20 protein-coding genes are annotated in these 17,672 nt (G+C 72.6%); 9 read left to right on the top strand and 11 right to left on the bottom strand.

All coding sequences use genetic code 11. The features are described 5' to 3' along the window. Positions 1-144: 144 nt before the first annotated feature. Positions 145-987, top strand: a complete 843-nt coding sequence (locus ACN9MM_RS29975; protein ID WP_426366833.1) for an NAD(P)H-binding protein — start codon at positions 145-147, stop codon at positions 985-987. A gap of 39 nt (positions 988-1,026) precedes the next feature. Here the strand turns inward: ACN9MM_RS29975 and ACN9MM_RS29970 are convergent, their stop codons facing one another. Both ACN9MM_RS29970 and ACN9MM_RS29965 read right to left on the bottom strand, forming a co-directional pair. Then, a complete protein-coding gene (locus ACN9MM_RS29970; protein WP_426366832.1) occupies positions 1,027-1,497 on the bottom strand; it encodes a hypothetical protein in 471 nt (156 codons plus the stop codon). Between the two features lie 65 nt (positions 1,498-1,562). Next, a complete protein-coding gene (locus ACN9MM_RS29965; protein ID WP_426366831.1) occupies positions 1,563-2,936 on the bottom strand; it encodes a hypothetical protein in 1,374 nt (457 codons plus the stop codon). A 123-nt stretch (positions 2,937-3,059) separates the two neighbouring features. On the opposite strand from ACN9MM_RS29965, the gene ACN9MM_RS29960 reads away from it, so the two are divergent. Beyond that, the gene (locus ACN9MM_RS29960; protein ID WP_426366830.1) at positions 3,060-3,845 is read left to right on the top strand and encodes an SDR family NAD(P)-dependent oxidoreductase; all 786 of its coding nucleotides are present in this window, start codon (positions 3,060-3,062) and stop codon (positions 3,843-3,845) included. A gap of 13 nt (positions 3,846-3,858) precedes the next feature. On the opposite strand, the gene ACN9MM_RS29955 is transcribed toward ACN9MM_RS29960, so the two are convergent. The 5 genes from ACN9MM_RS29955 to ACN9MM_RS29935 form a co-directional block, all read right to left on the bottom strand. Next, complete coding sequence (locus tag ACN9MM_RS29955; protein WP_426366829.1) at positions 3,859-4,332, bottom strand: SUKH-3 domain-containing protein; 474 nt, start codon at positions 4,330-4,332, stop codon at positions 3,859-3,861. A 111-nt stretch (positions 4,333-4,443) separates the two neighbouring features. After that, positions 4,444-4,848: a peptide-methionine (R)-S-oxide reductase MsrB gene (gene msrB, locus ACN9MM_RS29950; protein WP_426366828.1), complete on the bottom strand. Its 405-nt coding sequence runs from the start codon at positions 4,846-4,848 to the stop codon at positions 4,444-4,446. A 15-nt stretch (positions 4,849-4,863) separates the two neighbouring features. After that, positions 4,864-6,255, bottom strand: coding sequence for a UDP-N-acetylmuramate--L-alanine ligase (murC, locus tag ACN9MM_RS29945; protein WP_426366827.1), 1,392 nt, complete (start codon positions 6,253-6,255; stop codon positions 4,864-4,866). Between the two features lie 133 nt (positions 6,256-6,388). After that, the gene (locus ACN9MM_RS29940; protein WP_426366826.1) at positions 6,389-6,859 is read right to left on the bottom strand and encodes an indole-3-glycerol phosphate synthase; all 471 of its coding nucleotides are present in this window, start codon (positions 6,857-6,859) and stop codon (positions 6,389-6,391) included. 106 nt (positions 6,860-6,965) lie between these two features. Further along, positions 6,966-7,727, bottom strand: a complete 762-nt coding sequence (locus tag ACN9MM_RS29935) for a pyrimidine reductase family protein (protein WP_426366825.1) — start codon at positions 7,725-7,727, stop codon at positions 6,966-6,968. A gap of 36 nt (positions 7,728-7,763) precedes the next feature. Between ACN9MM_RS29935 and zapE the strand changes: the two genes are divergently transcribed. The 4 genes from zapE (at position 7,764) to ACN9MM_RS29915 (ending at position 11,819) form a co-directional block, all read left to right on the top strand. Next, positions 7,764-8,849: a cell division protein ZapE gene (gene zapE, locus ACN9MM_RS29930; protein ID WP_426366824.1), complete on the top strand. Its 1,086-nt coding sequence runs from the start codon at positions 7,764-7,766 to the stop codon at positions 8,847-8,849. Positions 8,850-8,883: 34 nt separating this feature from the next. Then, positions 8,884-9,309 (top strand): OsmC family protein, encoded by a 426-nt coding sequence (locus ACN9MM_RS29925; RefSeq protein ID WP_426366823.1) that lies wholly within the window; start codon positions 8,884-8,886, stop codon positions 9,307-9,309. 164 nt (positions 9,310-9,473) lie between these two features. Next, the gene (locus ACN9MM_RS29920; protein WP_426366822.1) at positions 9,474-10,835 is read left to right on the top strand and encodes an alkaline phosphatase PhoX; all 1,362 of its coding nucleotides are present in this window, start codon (positions 9,474-9,476) and stop codon (positions 10,833-10,835) included. Between the two features lie 75 nt (positions 10,836-10,910). After that, positions 10,911-11,819 (top strand): PPK2 family polyphosphate kinase, encoded by a 909-nt coding sequence (locus ACN9MM_RS29915; protein ID WP_426366821.1) that lies wholly within the window; start codon positions 10,911-10,913, stop codon positions 11,817-11,819. Here ACN9MM_RS29915 and ACN9MM_RS29910 read toward each other — a convergent pair. Beyond that, a complete protein-coding gene (locus ACN9MM_RS29910; protein ID WP_426366820.1) occupies positions 11,805-13,355 on the bottom strand; it encodes a hypothetical protein in 1,551 nt (516 codons plus the stop codon). The two genes, ACN9MM_RS29915 and ACN9MM_RS29910, sit on opposite strands and share 15 nt — an antisense overlap. 113 nt (positions 13,356-13,468) lie before the next feature. Here ACN9MM_RS29910 and ACN9MM_RS29905 point away from each other — a divergent pair, with 113 nt between their 5' ends. Both ACN9MM_RS29905 and ACN9MM_RS29900 read left to right on the top strand, forming a co-directional pair. Continuing rightward, on the top strand, positions 13,469-13,666 hold the full coding sequence (locus ACN9MM_RS29905; RefSeq protein WP_369147173.1) for a hypothetical protein: 198 nt from the start codon (positions 13,469-13,471) through the stop codon (positions 13,664-13,666). Positions 13,667-13,713: 47 nt separating this feature from the next. Then, the gene (locus ACN9MM_RS29900) at positions 13,714-14,589 is read left to right on the top strand and encodes a polysaccharide deacetylase family protein (RefSeq protein ID WP_426368859.1); all 876 of its coding nucleotides are present in this window, start codon (positions 13,714-13,716) and stop codon (positions 14,587-14,589) included. 7 nt (positions 14,590-14,596) lie between these two features. Here ACN9MM_RS29900 and ACN9MM_RS29895 read toward each other — a convergent pair whose 3' ends face one another. The 3 genes from ACN9MM_RS29895 to ACN9MM_RS29885 are packed head-to-tail and all read right to left on the bottom strand — an operon-like array spanning position 14,597 to position 16,874. Beyond that, positions 14,597-15,247, bottom strand: a complete 651-nt coding sequence (locus tag ACN9MM_RS29895; RefSeq protein WP_426366819.1) for an ABC transporter — start codon at positions 15,245-15,247, stop codon at positions 14,597-14,599. Beyond that, a complete protein-coding gene (locus ACN9MM_RS29890) occupies positions 15,244-16,200 on the bottom strand; it encodes an ABC transporter ATP-binding protein (RefSeq protein WP_426366818.1) in 957 nt (318 codons plus the stop codon). Before ACN9MM_RS29890 ends, ACN9MM_RS29895 begins: the two co-directional genes overlap by 4 nt. Then, positions 16,197-16,874 (bottom strand): AIM24 family protein, encoded by a 678-nt coding sequence (locus tag ACN9MM_RS29885; RefSeq protein WP_382866801.1) that lies wholly within the window; start codon positions 16,872-16,874, stop codon positions 16,197-16,199. The genes ACN9MM_RS29890 and ACN9MM_RS29885 overlap by 4 nt, the downstream gene beginning before the upstream one ends. 71 nt (positions 16,875-16,945) lie before the next feature. Between ACN9MM_RS29885 and ACN9MM_RS29880 the strand changes: the two genes are divergently transcribed. Further along, positions 16,946-17,629, top strand: coding sequence for a peptidyl-tRNA hydrolase (locus ACN9MM_RS29880; protein WP_426366817.1), 684 nt, complete (start codon positions 16,946-16,948; stop codon positions 17,627-17,629). Positions 17,630-17,672 lie beyond the last annotated feature (43 nt).

The raw sequence follows: 17,672 nt of genomic DNA, 5'->3' as shown, positions 1-17,672 counted from the left end.
CACGCGCCGCGTGGGCATCCTGCCTCGCATGATCACCTCCGCTCCAGCGAGTTTCGGGTCACCGGGGAGAGCGGAGCGCCTGAGACATCGGGCTGAGCGCCTGGACCATTCCGCCGCTCACCACCCCGCCGTTTGACTGGTCGCATGACGACGACGAAGGAACGACCCGTCCTGGTCCTCGGCTCCACCGGGAAGACGGGCCGCCGGGTGACCGCCCGCCTCAAGGAGCGCGGGCACGACGTCCGGGCCGCCTCCCGCAAGGGGCCCGCCCGTTTCGACTGGAACGACGAGAACACCTGGGAACCCGTCCTGGAAGGGGTCGGGGCCGCCTATCTGGTCGACTCGATGCAGAGTGACGCCGGGGACTCCATGAGCAGGTTCGCCCGGCTCGCCGCCGCCCGGGGTGTCGGGCGGCTCGTGCTGCTGTCGCACCGCGACTGGGTCGTGCCCGAGGGCGAGGAGAAGCTGCCCTGCGAGCGGGCCGTGCGGGAATCGGGCGCGGAGTGGACGCTCCTCAAGCCCGCCTGGTTCGCGCAGAACTTCAGCGAGGATCCGTTCTTCCGGGGGCAGCTCGTCGACGGCGAGGTCGTGTGGTCGGCGGGGGCCGGCACGGAGCCCTTCGTGGACGTCGAGGACATCGCGGACGTCGCCGTGGCGGCGCTCACCGAGGACGGTCACGCCGGGGAGGCGTACGAGCTGTCCGGGCCGCGCCTGCTGAGCCTGGGCGCGGTGGCGGGCGAGGTCGCCCGCGCGACGGGACGGCACATCACGTACCGTCCCGCCTCGCCGGAGGAGTTCGCGGCGTACGCCGCCGGACGCGGGCTGCCGGAGGAGTTCCCGGGCCTTCTGAACACGCTCTTCGGCTGGATCGCCGAGGACCGGTTCGCCACGCTGGGCGACGGCGTGCGGCGGGCCCTGGGGCGCGAGCCGCGCGACTTCGCGGACTACGTCAGGGCCACCGCCGCGACCGGGATCTGGCACGGCTGACCGGGGGTGCGCCGGAGCCCCGGCGCACCCCCGCGGGCGTCAGCGCATCACGGACGAGAAGTTGTCCAGCTGGATCCAGGTGACCTTGTTCGCCGCCTGGGGGCCGAGGACGTAGACGACGCCGGCCGTGGTGGCCTCGATGCGCAGCGCGTTGATGCCCTGGCTGTTGTTGCGGGGGCAGACGCCCCGGGTCAGCTTGGGCGGGCGGATGTCGGCGTGGAGCGTGCCGAGCGGGCCGTCGCCGGTGAAGGCGCAGGTGACCAGGCCGCGCAGCTGGAGGAACTCGGTGCCCGCGAGGCGGATCACGCGGGCCTCGGCCGGCGAGAGGGGGTCGTTCTGCACGCCCGCCTCCAGGGTGATCGGCTTCCAGTCGACGACGACCTGGCAGCCGTCCGCGGGGTCGACGGCGGCGGCGGGGGCGGCGGAGAGCAGCGGGGCGCCGACGGCGACGGCCGGGGCGGCGAGGGCGGCGGTGAGCAGGGAACGGCGGCTGGTCGTGTGCTGGGTCATGCGCGATCCTCCGGATCGGGTGGGACGGGCGGACGGCTGTGCGGGGGCGGCGGCCTGTCGGGGGCTCATCGCCAGGCGACGGACACGCCGTCGAGGTCGATCCAGGTGATGGGGTTGTCGCTGTAGGCGCCGTAGGCGCGGAGTCCGCCGCTGATGTCCGTCTCGATCCGGCAGACGCAGCGTCCGGCGTTGTTGTTGCGGGGTACGTTCGCGCGCGTCAGGTGGGTCGCGCGCAGCCGGTGCGGCAGGGTCGCGATCCTGCCGTCCGAGGTCAGGCCGGGCGTGCAGGTGAGGGTGCCGCGCAGCTGGAGGTAGGTGGTGCCGGCGAGGGCGATCAGGCGTCCGCGCGGGGGCTGGGCGCCGGGCTGGATGCCCGGTTCGAGGGCGAGGTCCTCCCAGTCGGCGAGGACCTTGACGCCGTCGGTGCCGGGCTTCGTCGGGTACCAGCTGATCGTGACGTCGCGCGAACCGGTGGTGCCGGGGACGGTGTTGCTGAAGCCGAACAGCAGCCTGGTCTCGCCGGTCGTGGGGTCGACCTCGACGGCGACGCCCTCCGGCTCGCGCCGGGTGAGGCCGTCGGCGCTGGTGACCACCTGCCGGTCGAACCGCGTGCCGGTCTTCCAGTCGTACGAGGTGAGGAACGCGACCCCCGGGAAGCCGTCGGCGGGGAGCGTGTTCGGGTCGTCGTCGACGAGGTAGGGCGCCCACTGGTACCAGTACAGGACGTCGCCGAGGACCGTGTATCCCTGGGACGTGAGCTCCTTCTCCAGCGGGTAGCGCGACGGCACGTCGGGTGTCGTCTCCTCGTCCACGCACGTCGTCGGCTGCCCGTCGCAGTCGCTCATGACGAAGCTGGTCCCCACCGGGACCCAGGAGCCGGCGGCGGCCGCGGCGAGGTCGTAGCGCGTGAAGGTCCGCTTGCCGCCCTTGTGGTACATGACGCACAGGAGGTTGTTCACCGGGTCGATCGAGGGCCCGGTGCCCGACGTGCTGCCGGGCGGCGTGAACTTCCGCAGCGCCGGGTCGTCGGCGTCCAGGACGGTGTCCTTCGCGTACCGGAACCGCGTGACGGCCTTGCCGAAAGCCGCCTTGACCGTGCCGTCGCTCCTCCTGCTGTACGCCATCTCGCGTCCGACCTCGGTCCAGAGGTACGTCTGCCCGTCGCCGGGTTCCACACCCATCGAGATGCCGTGCCCGAAGCCCTTCAGCTGCATCGAGTCGATGACCTTGCCGGTCAGACGGTCGATGCGGTTGAGCCGCATGTTGCCCTGCTCGATGTCCTGCTGGCCGCCGCTCTCCATCTGGAGGACGAAGACCCAGCCGTTGCGGGTGTCGCTGGCGATCGCCTGCGGCGCAGGGCCCTTCACCAGGTCGACCGTCTGGATGAGCCTGCCGGTGACGCCGGACAGGTCGACGCCGTTGGCGTCCGTCTTTCCCATGGTTCTCTCCCCCGGGATCCCTGACGGATCCTCATCATGAAGGGAAGATCATCACATGGTCCCTTCGCGGGCGTGTGCCAGGATGCGTGTACCTGCCCGCCACCGCCCCGAGGAGCGACCTCCATGAGCAGCACCCCCTTCGGCTACCTCTCCGAGCTGTTCTCGCTCGACGGGCGCACCGCCCTCGTCACCGGCGGCAGTTCCGGCATCGGGAAGGCCATCGCCGGGGCCCTGGCCAGGGCGGGGGCGAGCGTGGTGGTCATGGCCCGCAAGGAGGCCGAGCTCGTCGCGACCGTCGACGAGCTGACGTCCGACGGCTGCCGGGCCGCGTGGGTGAGCGCCGACCTGAGCACCCGGGAAGGCATCAAGGCGGGCGCGGAGGCGGCCGCGGCCGTCTTCGGGGAGCCGGACATCCTGGTGAACTCGGCCGGGATCAACCTCCGTCCGCCGTTCGGCGAGCTGGCCGACGAGGTGTGGGACACCACGATGACCGTGAACCTGGAGGCGCCGTTCCTCCTCGGCCGGCGCTTCGGCCCCGGGATGGCCGAGCGGGGCTTCGGCCGGATCATCCACATCACCTCGCAGCAGGCGCACCGCGCGTTCGTCCAGAGCGGGGCGTACGGGGTGTCCAAGGGCGCCCTGGAGTCGCTGGCCCGCTCGCAGGCGGAGGCCTGGTCCCCGTACGGCGTCACCGCCAACACCCTGGTCCCGGGCTTCGTGATGACCCCGCTCAACCAGCGCCTCTCCTCCGACCCGGAGAAGGTCGCCGCCCTGGCCGCGCGCACGATGGTCGGGCGCAACGGCCTGGCGGAGGACTTCGCGGGCGCGGCCGTCTTCCTGGCGAGCGCCTCCTCGGCGTACGTGACGGGCCAGTCCCTCTTCGTGGACGGCGGGTTCTCCGTCCACTGAGGACCCTGCCGGGTCAGACGTAGAAGTCCTCGGCGTCCTTCATGGGATACCGGTAGAGGTCGGTCATCGCCCCGTACTTGCCGGTGCCCAGGTAGTAGTTGCCGGTGTGGTGCATGCAGAAGAACCGGTTCCGCTCGTCGATGACGATCACTTCCCCCTCCGAGGAGTCCCAGCCCACGGGGAAGATTCGCACGCCCAGGTTGCGGCTCAGCTCCGCGATCTCCTCGGAGGTGCTCTCCCAGACGATGACCGGCTTGAAGTACAGGTACTCCTCGCGCCGCGCGTCGATGGTCAGACGGACCCCCGCGTGCTCGGCGAGGAACGCGGTGGCCGCGGCGAACGGCTCGACGGGGTGGCCGTACCTCCGGGTCTCCTCGACGACCTCCGCCACGAACGCCGCGGCCTGCTCGGCGACGTTCCGGCCGGGGTACCAGCCGCCCTCGGCGAACCAGGCGTCGACGTCGGCGGGACCTTCGGGACGGGGCATGAGGGCTCCTGAGCTGCTGCCGGGTCGGTGCTGCCCGGACAGAGGGCGAGGAGCTCACCCCGGAATCGAATCCGAGCCGAGCCCCTCGCGTCTTCCGTCGTTCCGCCGGCGCTACTCCGTCGGCTCCAGGCGCAGCGAGATGGAGTTGATGCAGTACCGCTGGTCCGTCGGGGTCGGGTAGCCCTCGCCCTCGAAGACATGGCCGAGGTGGGAGCCGCAGCGGGCGCAGCGGACCTCGGTGCGGATCATGCCGTGGGAGGTGTCGGCGATCAGCTCGACGGCGGAGCTGTCCTTCGGGTCGAAGAAGGACGGCCAGCCGCAGTGCGACTCGAACTTCTCGTTCGAGGTGAAGAGCTCCGCGCCGCAGGCACGGCAGGAGTAGACACCCTGGGTCTTGGTGTCCGTGTACTCACCGCGGAAGGCGGGCTCCGTGCCGGCGAGCCGGAGCACCTGGTACTCCGCCGGAGTCAGCTGGGCCTGCCATTCCTCGTCCGGCTTCTCGACCTCGTACGCCATCGTTCGTCCACTCCCTCAGTTCGACAGGCGGGCGAGGATCTTCGGACCGAGATCCGTGACGTCGCCCGCGCCCATGGTGAGAACGAGGTCGCCGGGGCCCGCCATTCCCGCGATGACGTCGGGGACCGTGTCCTTCTCGTGGACGGGGGTCACGTCGGCCCCGGCGGCGCGGCCCGCGGCGATGATCAGCTCGCTGGTGATGCCGGGGATCGGGTCCTCGCGGGCCGGGTAGATGTCGAGGACGACGGAGGCGTCCGCGAGGGCCAGCGCGTCGCCCATCTCCTTGCCCAGCTCCTGGGTGCGGGAGAAGAGGTGCGGCTGGAAGACGACGAGGAGGCGGGAGGCCCCGGCGGCGCCCCGCATGGCCTCCAGGTCGGCGGTCATCTCGGTGGGGTGGTGCGCGTACGAGTCGATGACCTGGACGCCCTTGGCCTCGCCCTTGAGCTGGAGGCGGCGGCCGACGCCGGTGTAGGCGGTGAGCGCCTGGGCGAGCTCGGCCGGGTCGATGCCGACGCGGGCGCCGGCGGCGAGGGCCGCGGCGGCGTTGTGGGCGTAGTGGCGGCCGGGGACGGAGACGGTGAAGGTGTGCTCGACGCCGTCGAGGAGGACCGTCACCTCGCTCTTCATCCCGTTCGGGACGATCTTGAGGATGCGGGCGTCGGAGTCCTCGGACTCGCCGACCGTGACGATGTCCAGGCCGTCGCGGTCCGCGACGCGGCGGGCCAGCTCGCGGGCGCCCGCGTGCTCGCCGACGACCAGGGTGCCGCCGGGGCGGATCTTGGCGGTGAAGGCCTCGAAGGACTCGTAGATCTCGTCCATGGAGGCGTAGTTCGCGTGGTGGTCCAGCTCGACGTTGAGGACGATCGCGACCTCGGGGTCGTACTTCTGGAAGCTGCGGTCGCTCTCGTCGGCCTCGGCGACGAAGACGTCGCCGGCGCCGTGCAGCGCGTTCGTGCCGGGGCCCGCGAGGTCGCCGCCGATGGCGTACGAGGGGTCCAGGCCGAGCTCGGTGAGGGCGACGGCCAGCATGGAGGTGGTGGTCGTCTTGCCGTGGGTGCCGGCGACGGCGATCGCGCGGAGGCCGTCCATGAGGGAGGCGAGCGCGTCGGAGCGGTGGACCACGGGGATGCCGAGCTCGGCGGCGCGGGCCAGCTCGGGGTTGTCGGCGCGGATGGCGCTGGAGACGACGACGGCGGAGGCGTCGTCGGCGAGGTGCTCGGCGGCGTGACCGATGTGCACGGTGGCGCCGAGGGCGCGCAGCGACTCGGCGGTCGCGGACTCCCTGGCGTCGCTTCCGGCGACCTTGGCGCCGCGCTGGGCGAGGATCTTCGCGATGCCCGACATTCCGGCACCGCCGATGCCGATGAAGTGCGGCCGTTCCATGGCGGCAGGGATGGCGGGTGCCATGCGGATCTCTCCCCGGGGTGCGTGGTTCTGGAAGGTCCCAGCCTAGTGGCTCACGCGCGTGGGCCCGGCGGGGCGCAGCGGAGACGGCGCCGGGTCCGCGCCCCCTGCACGGGGCGCGGACCCGGCCCTCCGGTCACTCGCTGTGGGCGAAGAGCTTCAGGACGGGGACGCCGACCTTGTGGCGGGCCCGGGAGGCCCAGTCACGGTGGAAGAACTCCTCCACGTAGTGCGGGGCGGTGAGAACGATCACCTCGTCCGCCTCCGACTCGTCGACCACCGCCTTCATCTTGTCGAGCGGGTGGTCCTCGACGACCTGCCCGACCGCTTCGCAGCCGGCCTGCCTCAGGGCCTGGAGCGAGACCTCCAGGGCCTGCTCGGCGGGTCCCCTGGCCTCCTTGCCCTCCGGTTCGTCGCCCTCGCGGGTCGCTTCCTTGAGCTCGCCCATGGCGACGTCGTCGATGGCGCGCAGCAGTACATCGGCCTGGTCACCACGCGGCTGCATGAGAACGATGAAGGACATGCCCTCGTCGCCGTGCAGGGTGGTGACGAATTCCACGTCGACGGACGTGAGGGGCTTCTCGATCATCAGAACGCTTGTGAACACCTCAGGAGCCCTTCTGCGGAAACCATCCTTCCCCGTGCCCGCACGGGGTCTGCGACAGTAAGTGTGCCCAGCGGACGCTAAGCGGAACGGGAAATTCCGCCGATTGTCAGATCCGACGGTAGCGGGTGAAGAGGAAGCCGTCCTGCTCCAGCAGGGAAGCCACCTGGAAGCGTGTCGGGACGGCCACCGAGGGGCCCCCGGCGATCCTCTGGGCGCTCCCCGCCGTCATCGTCGGGGAGACCGTCAGACACAGCTCGTCGAGGACCCCCGCCGCCACGAACTGGCCGAGCAGCCGGGGCCCGCCCTCGGTCAGCTGACGGCGCAGCCCGCGCTCCGCGAGCACCGCCACCGCGCGGGCCGGCTCCACCCCTGCGCCGTCGCCCGCGATCAGCACCTCCGCGCCGGCCGCCCGGGCCGCCGCGATCCGCTCGGCGGGCGCGGCGGCCCCCGTCAGGACCAGGGTCGGCACCAGAGGCTCGGTGTAGAGCGGCAGCGAGAAGTCCAGGTTCAGGGAGGCGCTGACCACGGCGATCACGGGGGCCGGGCCCTGTCCGGCGGCGGCGCGGCGGGCCGCGAAGGCCTCCCGCGCGCGTGCCGGGCGGTAGCCCTCCAGGCGAACCGTTTCCGCACCCACCACGACCACGTCGGCGATCCCGCGCAGGGTGCCGAAGATCCGCATGTCCGTCTCGGAGGAGAGCGGCTGGGAGCGCCCCTCATGCTGTCCGGCCCCGTCGAGCGAGGAGACCATGTTGGCCCGCAGCCACGGACCGTCTCCCTCCGGATACGCGTAGGCGTCGGCGAGGGCGTCGAGCGACCACTCCTGGTCGGCGGGGGCTGTCATGTCCGTCACAGGGAAGAGCTGGCGCATGATCGAAGTCTGGCATGGCGCTTACAGTGGGGAACTGTGTCGACCCGTGCCCTCATCGAAGCGGCTTCCCCCGAAGCGGCCCCGCTCTCGCTCTGCTCCCGAGAGCCCCACGTCCCCGCCGACCGTCTCGTCGCGGAGATGGTGCCGCCGCCGCGCTTCGACTCCGTACGCTTCGACACGTACCTCCCCGACCCGAACCAGCCGAGCCAGACGGACGCCGTCAAGGCCCTGAGCACCTTCGCCGAGGGTCTCGGCGGGGCGCACGCCACCGGCGCCGGCAGGCGCCGCTGGTTCGCGAAGAAGCCGGCCGCCCCGACCGGCCCGCGCGGGGTCTACCTGGACGGCGGGTACGGCGTCGGCAAGACCCACCTGCTCGCCTCGCTGTGGCACGCGACCCCCGCGGAGCCCGCACTCAAGGCATTCGGCACCTTCGTCGAGCTCACCAACCTGGTCGGCGCGCTCGGCTTCCAGCAGACCGTGCAGACGCTCGGCGGGCACCGTCTCCTCTGCATCGACGAGTTCGAGCTCGACGACCCGGGCGACACCGTCCTCGTCTCCAGCCTCCTCGGCAGGCTCGTCGAGTCGGGCGTGGCCCTCGCCGCCACCTCGAACACGCTGCCGGGCAAGCTCGGCGAGGGCCGCTTCGCCGCCGCCGACTTCCTCCGCGAGATCCAGGGCCTCTCCGCCCACTTCCGCCCGCTGCGGATCGACGGCGAGGACTACCGGCACCGCGGTCTGCCCGAGGCTCCGTCCCCGTACTCCGACCAGGTGGTCACGGAGACCGCGTACGCGACGCCGGGCGCCTCGCTCGACGACTTCCCGCACCTGCTCGAACACCTGGCCAGGGTGCACCCGAGCCGGTACGGCGCCCTCACGGACGACCTCGCGGCCGTCTGCCTCACCGACGTCCAGCCGGTCCCGGACCAGTCGACGGCCCTGCGGCTCGTCGTCCTCGCGGACCGCCTGTACGACCGTGAGATACCCGTGCTCGCCTCCGGTCTCCCCTTCGACAGGCTGTTCAGCGACGAGATGCTGAACGGCGGCTACCGCAAGAAGTACTTCCGGGCGATCTCCCGGCTCACCGCGCTCGCCCGCGACGCGAAGGGCCTCGTGGCGCAGTAGCTTGGTGGCCGTACCCGATCGAAAGGGATTCACCATGGCCACCGTGCGTCACGCCCACACCGTCTGGCAGGGCGACCTCCTCAAGGGCTCCGGGGTCGTCACCCTCGACTCCTCCGGCCTCGGCTCGTACGACGTCTCCTGGCCCGCCCGCTCGCAGGAGCCCAACGGCAAGACCAGCCCCGAGGAGCTCATCGCGGCGGCGCACTCCGCCTGCTACTCGATGGCCTTCTCGAACGGCCTGGCCGGCGTCGGCGCCGCGCCGACCCGCCTGGAGACCAAGGCCGACGTCACCTTCCAGCCGGGCGAGGGCATCACCGGCATCCACCTGAGCGTGGTCGGCGAGGTCCCCGGCCTCGACGAGGCCCGTTTCAAGGAGCTCGCCGAGGACGCGAAGAAGAACTGCCCGGTGAGCCAGGCGCTCACGGGCACGACCATCACCCTCGACGCCAAGCTCGCCTGACGGCAGGTCAGTCTCAGCGCCACATGAGGCCGTTGCGGCCCGCATGGTTCACCCGTCACCCCACTGCGTGATACACACATGCGGGTCACACGTCACATCACACACCTGTCCTCCCCCTCGGCCCTGCGGCCTGGGGGACCCCCAAACAGGAAAGTGGTTGCCTCATGTCCGCGACACGACGTCAGATCCTCTCCCGCACCGGCGCGTCCGTCGCCGGTATCGCCTTCACCGGCGCTCTCACCGAGCTCTTCGCCGGCAGCGCGAGCGCCGCACCCCGCACGGCCGGCTACGGCCCCCTCGTTCCCGACCCGGACGGTCTCCTCGACCTCCCGGCCGGCTTCCGCTACAAGGTCCTCTCCCGGCAGGGCGACCCGCTCCGCTCCGGCGAGGGCCTCGTCCCCAGCAACCACGACGGCATGGGCGCCTTCGCCGGCCGCCGCGGCCGGGTGCACCTCGTCCGCAACCACGAGAACCGGGTCACCGGGAAGATCGCCGTCCCGACCGTCCCCGGCCTCACGTACGACCCGGCCGGCAAGGGCGGCTGCACGGTCCTCGAACTCGACGGCCGCGGCGACGTCCTCGGCGAGCGGGTCGCCATCGCCGGGACCGCGGTGAACTGCGCCGGCGGCCCCACCCCCTGGAACACCTGGCTGACCTGCGAGGAGACCGAGGACCGGGCCGGCACCAACGGCTACACCAAGGACCACGGCTTCATCTTCGAGGTCGACGGCGCCGACCCGCACCGCACCGGAGCCGTCCCGCTCACCGCCATGGGCCGCTTCCAGCACGAGGCGATCGCCGTCGACCCGGCGAGCGGCATCGTGTACGAGACGGAGGACGCCTTCGAGAGCCCCTTCGGCCTCTTCTACCGCTTCCTCCCGGAGAGGCCGCTCGGCGGCACCGGCTCGCTGCGCGCGGGCGGCGCCCTGGAGGCCATGCGGGTGCCCGGCGTGCCCGACCTCTCCGCCGTCCAGGAGACCGGCACCCGCTTCGAGGGCATCGAATGGGTCCCCGTACCCGATCCCCTGGCGACCGCGACACCGATCCGCCACCAGGACTTCGGGCCCCGGGGGATCACGCACGCCCAGAAGCTGGAGGGCTGCTACTGGGGCGGGCGGGCCGTCTACTTCGTGTCCTCCTTCGCGCGGGCCAAGGACGGCTCGGCGGCCACGCACTTCGGCCAGGTCTGGAAGTACGAACCGCTCCGGCGCCGCCTCACCCTCGTCGTGGTCTTCGGCCCCGACACCGACGTCCGTCTCCCCGGCGAGTCCCCGGACAACATCTGTCTGGCCCCGACCGGGGGCCTGATGGTCTGCGAGGACGGCGAGGGGGCGCAGCACGTCTTCGGGGTGAGCGTGAAGGGCGAGGTGTACGCGGTCGCCCGGGGCGCGCAGAACATCGGCACGCCCGAGGCCCCGGAGTGGGGCGAGTTCGCGGGTGTCACCTTCTCCCCGGACCGGAGCACGATGTACGTCAACTGCTACACGCCCGGGACGACGTTCGCGGTGAGGGGGCCGTGGCGCTGAGCCGACCGGGTGCGGGTGACCGGATTCCGTCGCAGGATCGTGAGGGAAGCACGACCGGCGGCGGAAGGGGCCGAGGTGGCGAAGAAGGACAGCGGGAAGAAGGACGGAGGAAGGAAGGACGGGAGCGCGAAGCGGAAGGCTCCGGAGCCCGTCCTGCGTGACGTCCTGAGAATCCCCGGGGGCGAGCGGATCGACCTCACCGCGTACGACGCCCGCGCCACCCCGGCCGGCCCGACCGGCAAGGCGGCGGGTCTCGCCGCCACCGCCGCCCTCGGGCCGCGCCTCGCCGAACTCCAGGAACGCCTGTACGCGGCGAGCACCGCCGGTGACCGCCGGCGGCTGCTCCTCGTCCTCCAGGGCATGGACACCAGCGGCAAGGGCGGCACGGTCAAACACGTCATCGGCCTGTTCAACCCGTCCGGCTGCCGGATCCGTGCCTTCAAGGCACCGACGCAGGAGGAGCGGAACCACCCGTTCCTCTGGCGGATCATGCGGGCGCTCCCCCAGCCGGGCGAGATCGGCATCTTCGACCGCTCGCACTACGAGGACGTCCTGATCGCCCGGGTCCGCGAGCTGGTCCCGCGCCGCCTGATCGGCCGCCGCTACGAACAGATCAACCGCTTCGAGCAGTCCCTCGCGGAAGACGGGGTGACCGTCGTCAAGGTCTTCCTCCACCTCTCGTACGAGGAGCAGCGCGCCCGGCTCCTGGAGCGCCTGGACAACCCGGACAAGCACTGGAAGTTCAACGTGGGCGACATCGAGGAGCGGACGCGGTGGCCGGCGTACCGCCAGGCGTACGAACGCGCCCTCGAACGCTGTTCCACGGACGCGGCCCCCTGGTACCTGGTCCCGGCGGACCGCAAGTGGTACCGCAACTGGGCGATCAGCAAGCTGCTGCTCGAACACCTGGAGGCGCTGGACCCGAAGTACCCGCCGGGGGAGTTCGACGTCGAGGAGTGCCGGGCGCGGCTACTGGCCTCGTGAGGCGCGCACGTCCCTGACCGCCCGCTTCAGCCGTCCGGACGTGTGGACGTCGAAGAGGTCGAGGAGCTCCAGCCTTCCGTGCTCGGCCAGGGTGGTGAGCAGCCGCTCCAGGAGCGGCTGCTCCTGCGCGCGGGCGAGCCGGTCGGCGAAGGTCGTCATGACGGCCGTGTCGTCCAGCCACGTCACCAGGTCGAACAGGACGGCGATCTGGGCCTCGCCGAACTCCCGGAGACAGCGGCCGAGCCGCACGTCGTCGATCTCGTCGCCCTCCCGGTCCGGCGCGTGGCCGGCCGCGGCGGCGATCACGAGGGCCGCCACGTCGAACCTCCCCGCCTGCGCGAGCCCGGTCGCGACCCGCAGGCCGAACAGGTCGAGCCGGCTCCCCCTGGCAAGTTTCTCGGCCACACGGGTCAGGCGGGCCGGGGGCGCCGTGCCGGCCAGCGCGGCCGACACCAGGGCGACCGCCTCCGCGTTGCTCCGCACGCGGCCGACCGCCTCGGCGAGGACGCGGTCGGCCTCGGTCTCCGAGCGGGTCACGGCGTCCCGCAGCCCCTGGTGGACGACGGCCGCGTTGCCCTGGGAGACCCGGGCGGCGACGGCGGACACCCACGCCTCCCTGACGCGGGAGCGTCCGAGGCGGGTCACCTCCGGGCTGAACGCCAGGACGTCCTCCAGCGGCCTCAGCCGTGCGACGTCCGCGGCGAACGTGTCCGGGGCCGCGCCGATCTCCCGCAGCCAGCGGAGCAGCTCCGCCACGTCCTCCAGCGGCCGTGACCAGGCGGCCTCGGTCAGGTTCCGCGCCGCGTCGGGGAGGTCCTCCTCCTCCCACATCCACCGGATCCGCTCCTTGAACACGTCCAGCGGCACGTCCTCCGCTTCCGTCGCCGGCCGCCGCCGGGACAGTTCCTCCTCCAGGCGCAGCACCGTCGCCCGCAGCTCCGCTCCGTGCCGTTCCGCCTCCTCGCGGAGGTCCTCGGCGTCCCGGAGGTCCTCCCTGAGCCGCTCCACCTGACGCAGGAGGTCCTCCCGGGCGCCGGCGAGGGCCGTCCGTTCCGCGCCCCAGTCGAGGCGGAGGCGCGTGAGGTCGTCCGCGACGCCCCGCGCCTCCGCCTCCTTCCTGTCGAGGAGGGCGTTCAGCGCCTCGATGTTGCGGTGGGCCCGCTCCGTGTCCCGGCGCGAGCGCGCCAGCTCGTCCCGGAGGCCCTCCAGCCGGAACTCGTCCGGGTCGCAGACCCGCAGCGCTTCGAGCCGCCGGGTGCGCAGCGCCTCCCTGGCCTCCAGCTGGAGCGGGACACCGAGGTGGTCCTCGACCTCCCGGACCAGGCGGTCGATGAAGTCCTGGGGTGCTATGCGGCGGCCGGTGAGGTAGCGCGAGACGGCGGACTTGTCGAGGTGGACGCGGTAGGCGTACTGGCTCTGGCTGATGCCCAGTCTGGTGAACAGCCCCTTCAACACGTTGCCGAGGGCCGCGACCTCGGCGACCTCGCCGCGCTCGATCTCCGCCGAGCTCCCCTGCGTACGGGCCACTTCGGTCATCGCACCCCTCCCCCGGAGCGTTGCCGCAACACCGGCAACGGTTGCGGCTTTCGCAACGTACCGGGTGCCGCCGACGGTGGGGGTCCGATCCCGCCACTACCCCGAGGAACCCCGTGCGCACTCTCCGATGGGCGCAGCGCGCCCTGATCGTTCTCGTCGCGACCCTCCCGCTCCTCCTCGTGACGCTCGCCTTCGTGCCCGCCCTGCTCGTCCTGCCCTTCCGCCGGGAGCGGGCCGCGCATGCTCACGCGATGGTGCGTCAGCTCAGCGCGTGGACTCGGGTGCTGCTGCTGTCGAGTCGCGAGCGTTAAGGACTTTGATCAGATAACTTCCGGTCGTGAACACTTCTGTACGAAAAATGGCGGTGCTCGGTCTTCTGGGCGCCGCCCTCGTCGGCTGCGGCACCCAGGCGGCCGAGACTCCGGCGCCGAACGCGAAGGCGAGCGTGACCGAGAGCCCGGCCGCCGCCGGAACCCCCTCGCCCCGCCCCAGCGCCGCCGCCCCCGGACCGAAGCCCGCGCGCGTCCCCGCCGCCCCGCCCACCATGGCGCCCGGCCCCGGCGGCCTCACCCCCGTGTACACGCACCGCGCCAAGGGCACCGAGAAGGTCGTCGCGCTCACCTTCGACGCCGACATGACGGCCGATCAGGGCCCCCGCGCCGCCGACGGCGAGCACTTCGACAACCCCGAGCTCATCGCGACCCTGCGCCGGCTCAAGGTGGACGCGACCGTGTTCATGACCGGCCGCTGGGCGGAGGAGTACCCGGACCAGGCCAAGTCCATCGGCGGCGACCCTCGCTTCGAGATCGCCAACCACTCCTACAGCCACTACGCCTTCGCGTCCCCCTGCTACGGCCTGCCGACCGTCCCGGGACCCGACATGGCCTCCGACGTGCAGCGCGCCTTCGACTCCTTCCGGGACGCCGGGGCCGTCAACGTCGTCCCGTACTTCCGCTTCCCCGGCGGCTGCTACGACGACGCGGCCCTGCGCGCACTCGCCCCCGCCGGCGTCACCGCGGTCCAGTGGGACGTGGTCAGCGGCGACGCCTTCGCGAAGGACGCGGACGCCGTCGCCGAGCAGGTCCTCGACGGGGTGAAGCCCGGCTCGCTCGTCGTCATGCACTGCACGCGCAGCGCCGCCCCCGTCACCGAGCGGGCGATCCGCCGGATCGTCCCGGAGCTCCGCGCCCGCGGCTACCGCTTCGTGAAGGTCTCGGAACTCATGAGCCGCTGACCCGGGCTCACTCCAGGCGCGCCGTCGCCCGGCACGCCAGGGCCGCCGTCGCCGCCGCCAGGACCAGCGCGCCGCCGCAGGCGAGCCAGGGCGGGTCGGCGGTCGCCGTACGGGCCCCGGTGACCAGCGCGGTCATCGCGTGCTTCGCCGGAGAGCCGGTCGTCACGAGCGCCAGGAGGGAGCCGAGGACGAGCGCGGCCAGGGACCAGCCGGGGGCCCGCAGGAAGGGCCGCGAGGTCAGCGCCCCCACGACCGCTCCCGTCAGCGCGCAGGCAAGCGCCGCGAGCAGCCCGGCGGAGGCGGCGGCGAGCGGACCGACCCCGCGCCGGTCGCCGGTCGCCGTCACCCCGAGGACCGCGACCGAACCGACGAGGACCGGCCAGGCGGCCCCGGTGAGCAGCGCCGCGAGGTGCGCGCGGCCCCGGCCGGCCGCCGCGGCGACCACGTTCCGGGCGGCGGACGGCTCCTGGGTGAGGCAGATCCGTACGGACCAGGCCGACACCGGGAGCAGGGCCGCGGCGGTGAAGCCGAGCGCGCCGAGCACCGGCTCGCCGGCCTGGACGCCGACGCCGATGAAGGCGGCGTACAGGAGGAGGGGCGCCAGCCAGCGCTGGGAGCGGAGCAGCAGACCCGACTGGTAGCGCAGGAGCGCCGTCATACCCGTACGCCTTCGGTGCCGAGGTGGTGGATGTGCCAGGACGCGGCGAGGAGCTCACCCAGGAGGGCGTCGGAGTGCGCGGCGTCCACGGTGAGGACGGTGGTGCCGCCGGGTCCGGGGGTGACCAGGGCCGCGCCGGGCAGGCGGGAGGGAAGCGACCGGCCACCGGAGACGGTGATCCGTACGGGGTGTGCGGGCCCGGCGGGGGGCGCCGAAGGCCCGGGCGCGGCCGGCTCGGGTCCTGCCACCGCCGGCCCGGCCGCCGTCACGACGGGCCCGGCCGCCGCCACGCGCTCCGGCCCCGCCGCGGCGCGCGCGTGCCCCGCGGCCGCGGCCGGAGGCGCCGACTCCCGCACCCGCCCCTCACCCACCCCGTACACGACCAGCGCCTCCCCTTCGAGCCGTCGTGGGTCGTGGTCGACGAAGACGACCGTCGCGCCCGCCGCGAGGCGTTCGCGGACGGCGGTGTCCAGTGCGGCGCGGGCGCCGGTGTCGAGTCCGGTCCACGCCTCGTCGAGGACGAGCAGGGCCGGATCCGCGAGGAACGCCTGCGCGACGGCGACCTTCTGGCTGGTGCCCTTCGAGAGCTCCGCGAGCCCCGTTCCGGCGTGCCCGGCGGCCCCGAAGCGCTCCAGCCACTCCCCCGCCCGGGCCCGCGCAGCCGCCCGGCCCAGGCCCTGGACGCGTCCCAGGTGGACCAGGTAGTCGAGGGCCGTGAAGGGCAGGGCGACGGGGAAGCGCTCCGGAACGTACGCGGTGCGCGGCGGACGGCCGGTGACACGGCCCTCGGTGGGCGCGTCGACGCCCGCGAGCAGCCGGAGCAGCGTGGACTTGCCGGTGCCGTTGGTGCCGGTGACCCGGACGAGAGCGGCGGCCGGGAGGCCGAGCGAGACCTCCCGCAGCACCCACGGCCCGCGCACGCCGTGCCGCCGCCCGACGTGCTCCAGCCTCAATTCGAGGAGTGCTTCTGCGGGGTGAGCTCGCTCGGCCGGACGACGACGAAGCCCTGGCCCTCCAGCTTGAGCTGCACCGCCTCGCCGGAGCCGCCGCGGATCATCGAGCCGAGGGACTGCGAGCGGTGCAGGGAGGTGTGGAGCTGCTCGCTCCAGCCGACGACGGCGTCGGTGTCGACGTACACCGGGGCCTGCGGGGTGACGGGAATGACGATCGGGTTGCCCTCGCACATCAGGGCGATCTTGCCGTAGCCGGAGAAGACGGAGTTGAAGAGGCCGCCGCCGGTCATCCCGGCGCCCTTCACCGTCTTGATCTCGTAGTGGAGGGTGGAGTCGAAGCAGAGGACGTTGCGGCCGTTGACGGTGAAGGCCTCGCCCTGCTCGACCTCGACGATGAAGCAGTTCTGCGCCTCGTGCGCGAACCAGGCCTCGCCCTGGCCGCGCACGGCCATCAGCGCCAGGCCCTCACCGGTGACGGCCCGCTTGAGCAGCCCGCCGATGCCCTGGCCCTTGCGCTCGAACTGGAGGTCGCCGCGGAACGCGATCATCGAACCCTGACGGGCGTGCATCTCGCCGTTGACCGTGTACTTGACGGATTTGGCGTTCTGGAGGGTCATCCCCGGGAAGGTCGCCGCCTCGGCGAGGTGCTCGCCCGCAAAAAGATCGCTCTTCATGAGGGGCATCCTGGCCCGGAAGCGATGATTCCCACAAGAATCACTCGTCACCGCGGTGGCAGACTTGGCGGGTGAGCAGCAACGAGACCGATCTCCGCGACGAGAAGCCCCAGTTCGTCCTCCCCCTGGTCGTCCGGATCGAGCGCGACGCGCCCCCGGCCCGTACCGACGCCCTGGAGACCGCGGCCCGGGCCGTCCTGGAGGTCCTCACCGACGACCGCTCCCTCGGCGAGGGAGAGTGGGCGCAGGCGATGACCGACTGGCAGGACGCCCGCATCCGCAAGGTGGTGCGCCGGGCGCGCGGCGCGGAGTGGCGCCGCGCGAACACCCTGCCGGGCATCACCGTCACCGGCGCGGAGGCCGAGGTACGGGTCTTCCCGCCGGTCCCGCTCGACGGCTGGCCCAAGGACCTCGCCAAGCTCCAGGTGTCGGGCACCGACCTCGACGACCCGGCCGCGCCCGGCCCCGTACCGGAGGGGGCGGCCGTGCTGTGGCTCAACCCGGAGCTCGACATGTCGGCCGGCAAGGCGATGGCGCAGGCCGGCCACGGCGCGCAGCTGCTGTGGTGGGCGATGCCGGAGGCCGACCGGAAGGCCTGGCACGAGGCGGGCTTCCCGCTCGCGGTGCGGACCGCGAAGGCCGAGGACTGGGCCGGCCTGACGACGAGCGGCCTCCCCGTCGTCCGCGACGCCGGCTTCACGGAGATCGCCCCGGGCTCGTGCACGGTGGTGTCCGCCTTCCCGAACCTCAAATGAAGCTCTGAACGTCCCCCTCCTGGGGTTCGAACGTTCCCGCCTG

The organism is Streptomyces sp. E-08 (assembly GCF_049913095.1).
Taxonomy (GTDB): domain Bacteria; phylum Actinomycetota; class Actinomycetes; order Streptomycetales; family Streptomycetaceae; genus Streptomyces.
The sequence above is the reverse complement of the archived record's forward strand: the minus strand, read 5'-3'. Positions and strand labels throughout refer to the sequence as shown.

Excerpts from the sequence above, each read along its gene's own strand:
- ACN9MM_RS29975 (WP_426366833.1), top strand. The coding sequence starts at position 145 with ATGACGACGACGAAGGAACGACCCGTCCTGGTCCTCGGCTCCACCGGG.
- ACN9MM_RS29970 (WP_426366832.1), bottom strand. The coding sequence starts at position 1,497 with ATGACCCAGCACACGACCAGCCGCCGTTCCCTGCTCACCGCCGCCCTC.
- ACN9MM_RS29965 (WP_426366831.1), bottom strand. The coding sequence starts at position 2,936 with ATGGGAAAGACGGACGCCAACGGCGTCGACCTGTCCGGCGTCACCGGC.
- ACN9MM_RS29960 (WP_426366830.1), top strand. The coding sequence starts at position 3,060 with ATGAGCAGCACCCCCTTCGGCTACCTCTCCGAGCTGTTCTCGCTCGAC.
- ACN9MM_RS29955 (WP_426366829.1), bottom strand. The coding sequence starts at position 4,332 with ATGCCCCGTCCCGAAGGTCCCGCCGACGTCGACGCCTGGTTCGCCGAG.
- msrB (WP_426366828.1), bottom strand. The coding sequence starts at position 4,848 with ATGGCGTACGAGGTCGAGAAGCCGGACGAGGAATGGCAGGCCCAGCTG.
- murC (WP_426366827.1), bottom strand. The coding sequence starts at position 6,255 with ATGGCACCCGCCATCCCTGCCGCCATGGAACGGCCGCACTTCATCGGC.
- ACN9MM_RS29935 (WP_426366825.1), bottom strand. The coding sequence starts at position 7,727 with ATGCGCCAGCTCTTCCCTGTGACGGACATGACAGCCCCCGCCGACCAG.
- ACN9MM_RS29925 (WP_426366823.1), top strand. The coding sequence starts at position 8,884 with ATGGCCACCGTGCGTCACGCCCACACCGTCTGGCAGGGCGACCTCCTC.
- ACN9MM_RS29920 (WP_426366822.1), top strand. The coding sequence starts at position 9,474 with ATGTCCGCGACACGACGTCAGATCCTCTCCCGCACCGGCGCGTCCGTC.
- ACN9MM_RS29910 (WP_426366820.1), bottom strand. The coding sequence starts at position 13,355 with ATGACCGAAGTGGCCCGTACGCAGGGGAGCTCGGCGGAGATCGAGCGC.
- ACN9MM_RS29900 (WP_426368859.1), top strand. The coding sequence starts at position 13,714 with ATGGCGGTGCTCGGTCTTCTGGGCGCCGCCCTCGTCGGCTGCGGCACC.
- ACN9MM_RS29895 (WP_426366819.1), bottom strand. The coding sequence starts at position 15,247 with ATGACGGCGCTCCTGCGCTACCAGTCGGGTCTGCTGCTCCGCTCCCAG.
- ACN9MM_RS29885 (WP_382866801.1), bottom strand. The coding sequence starts at position 16,874 with ATGAAGAGCGATCTTTTTGCGGGCGAGCACCTCGCCGAGGCGGCGACC.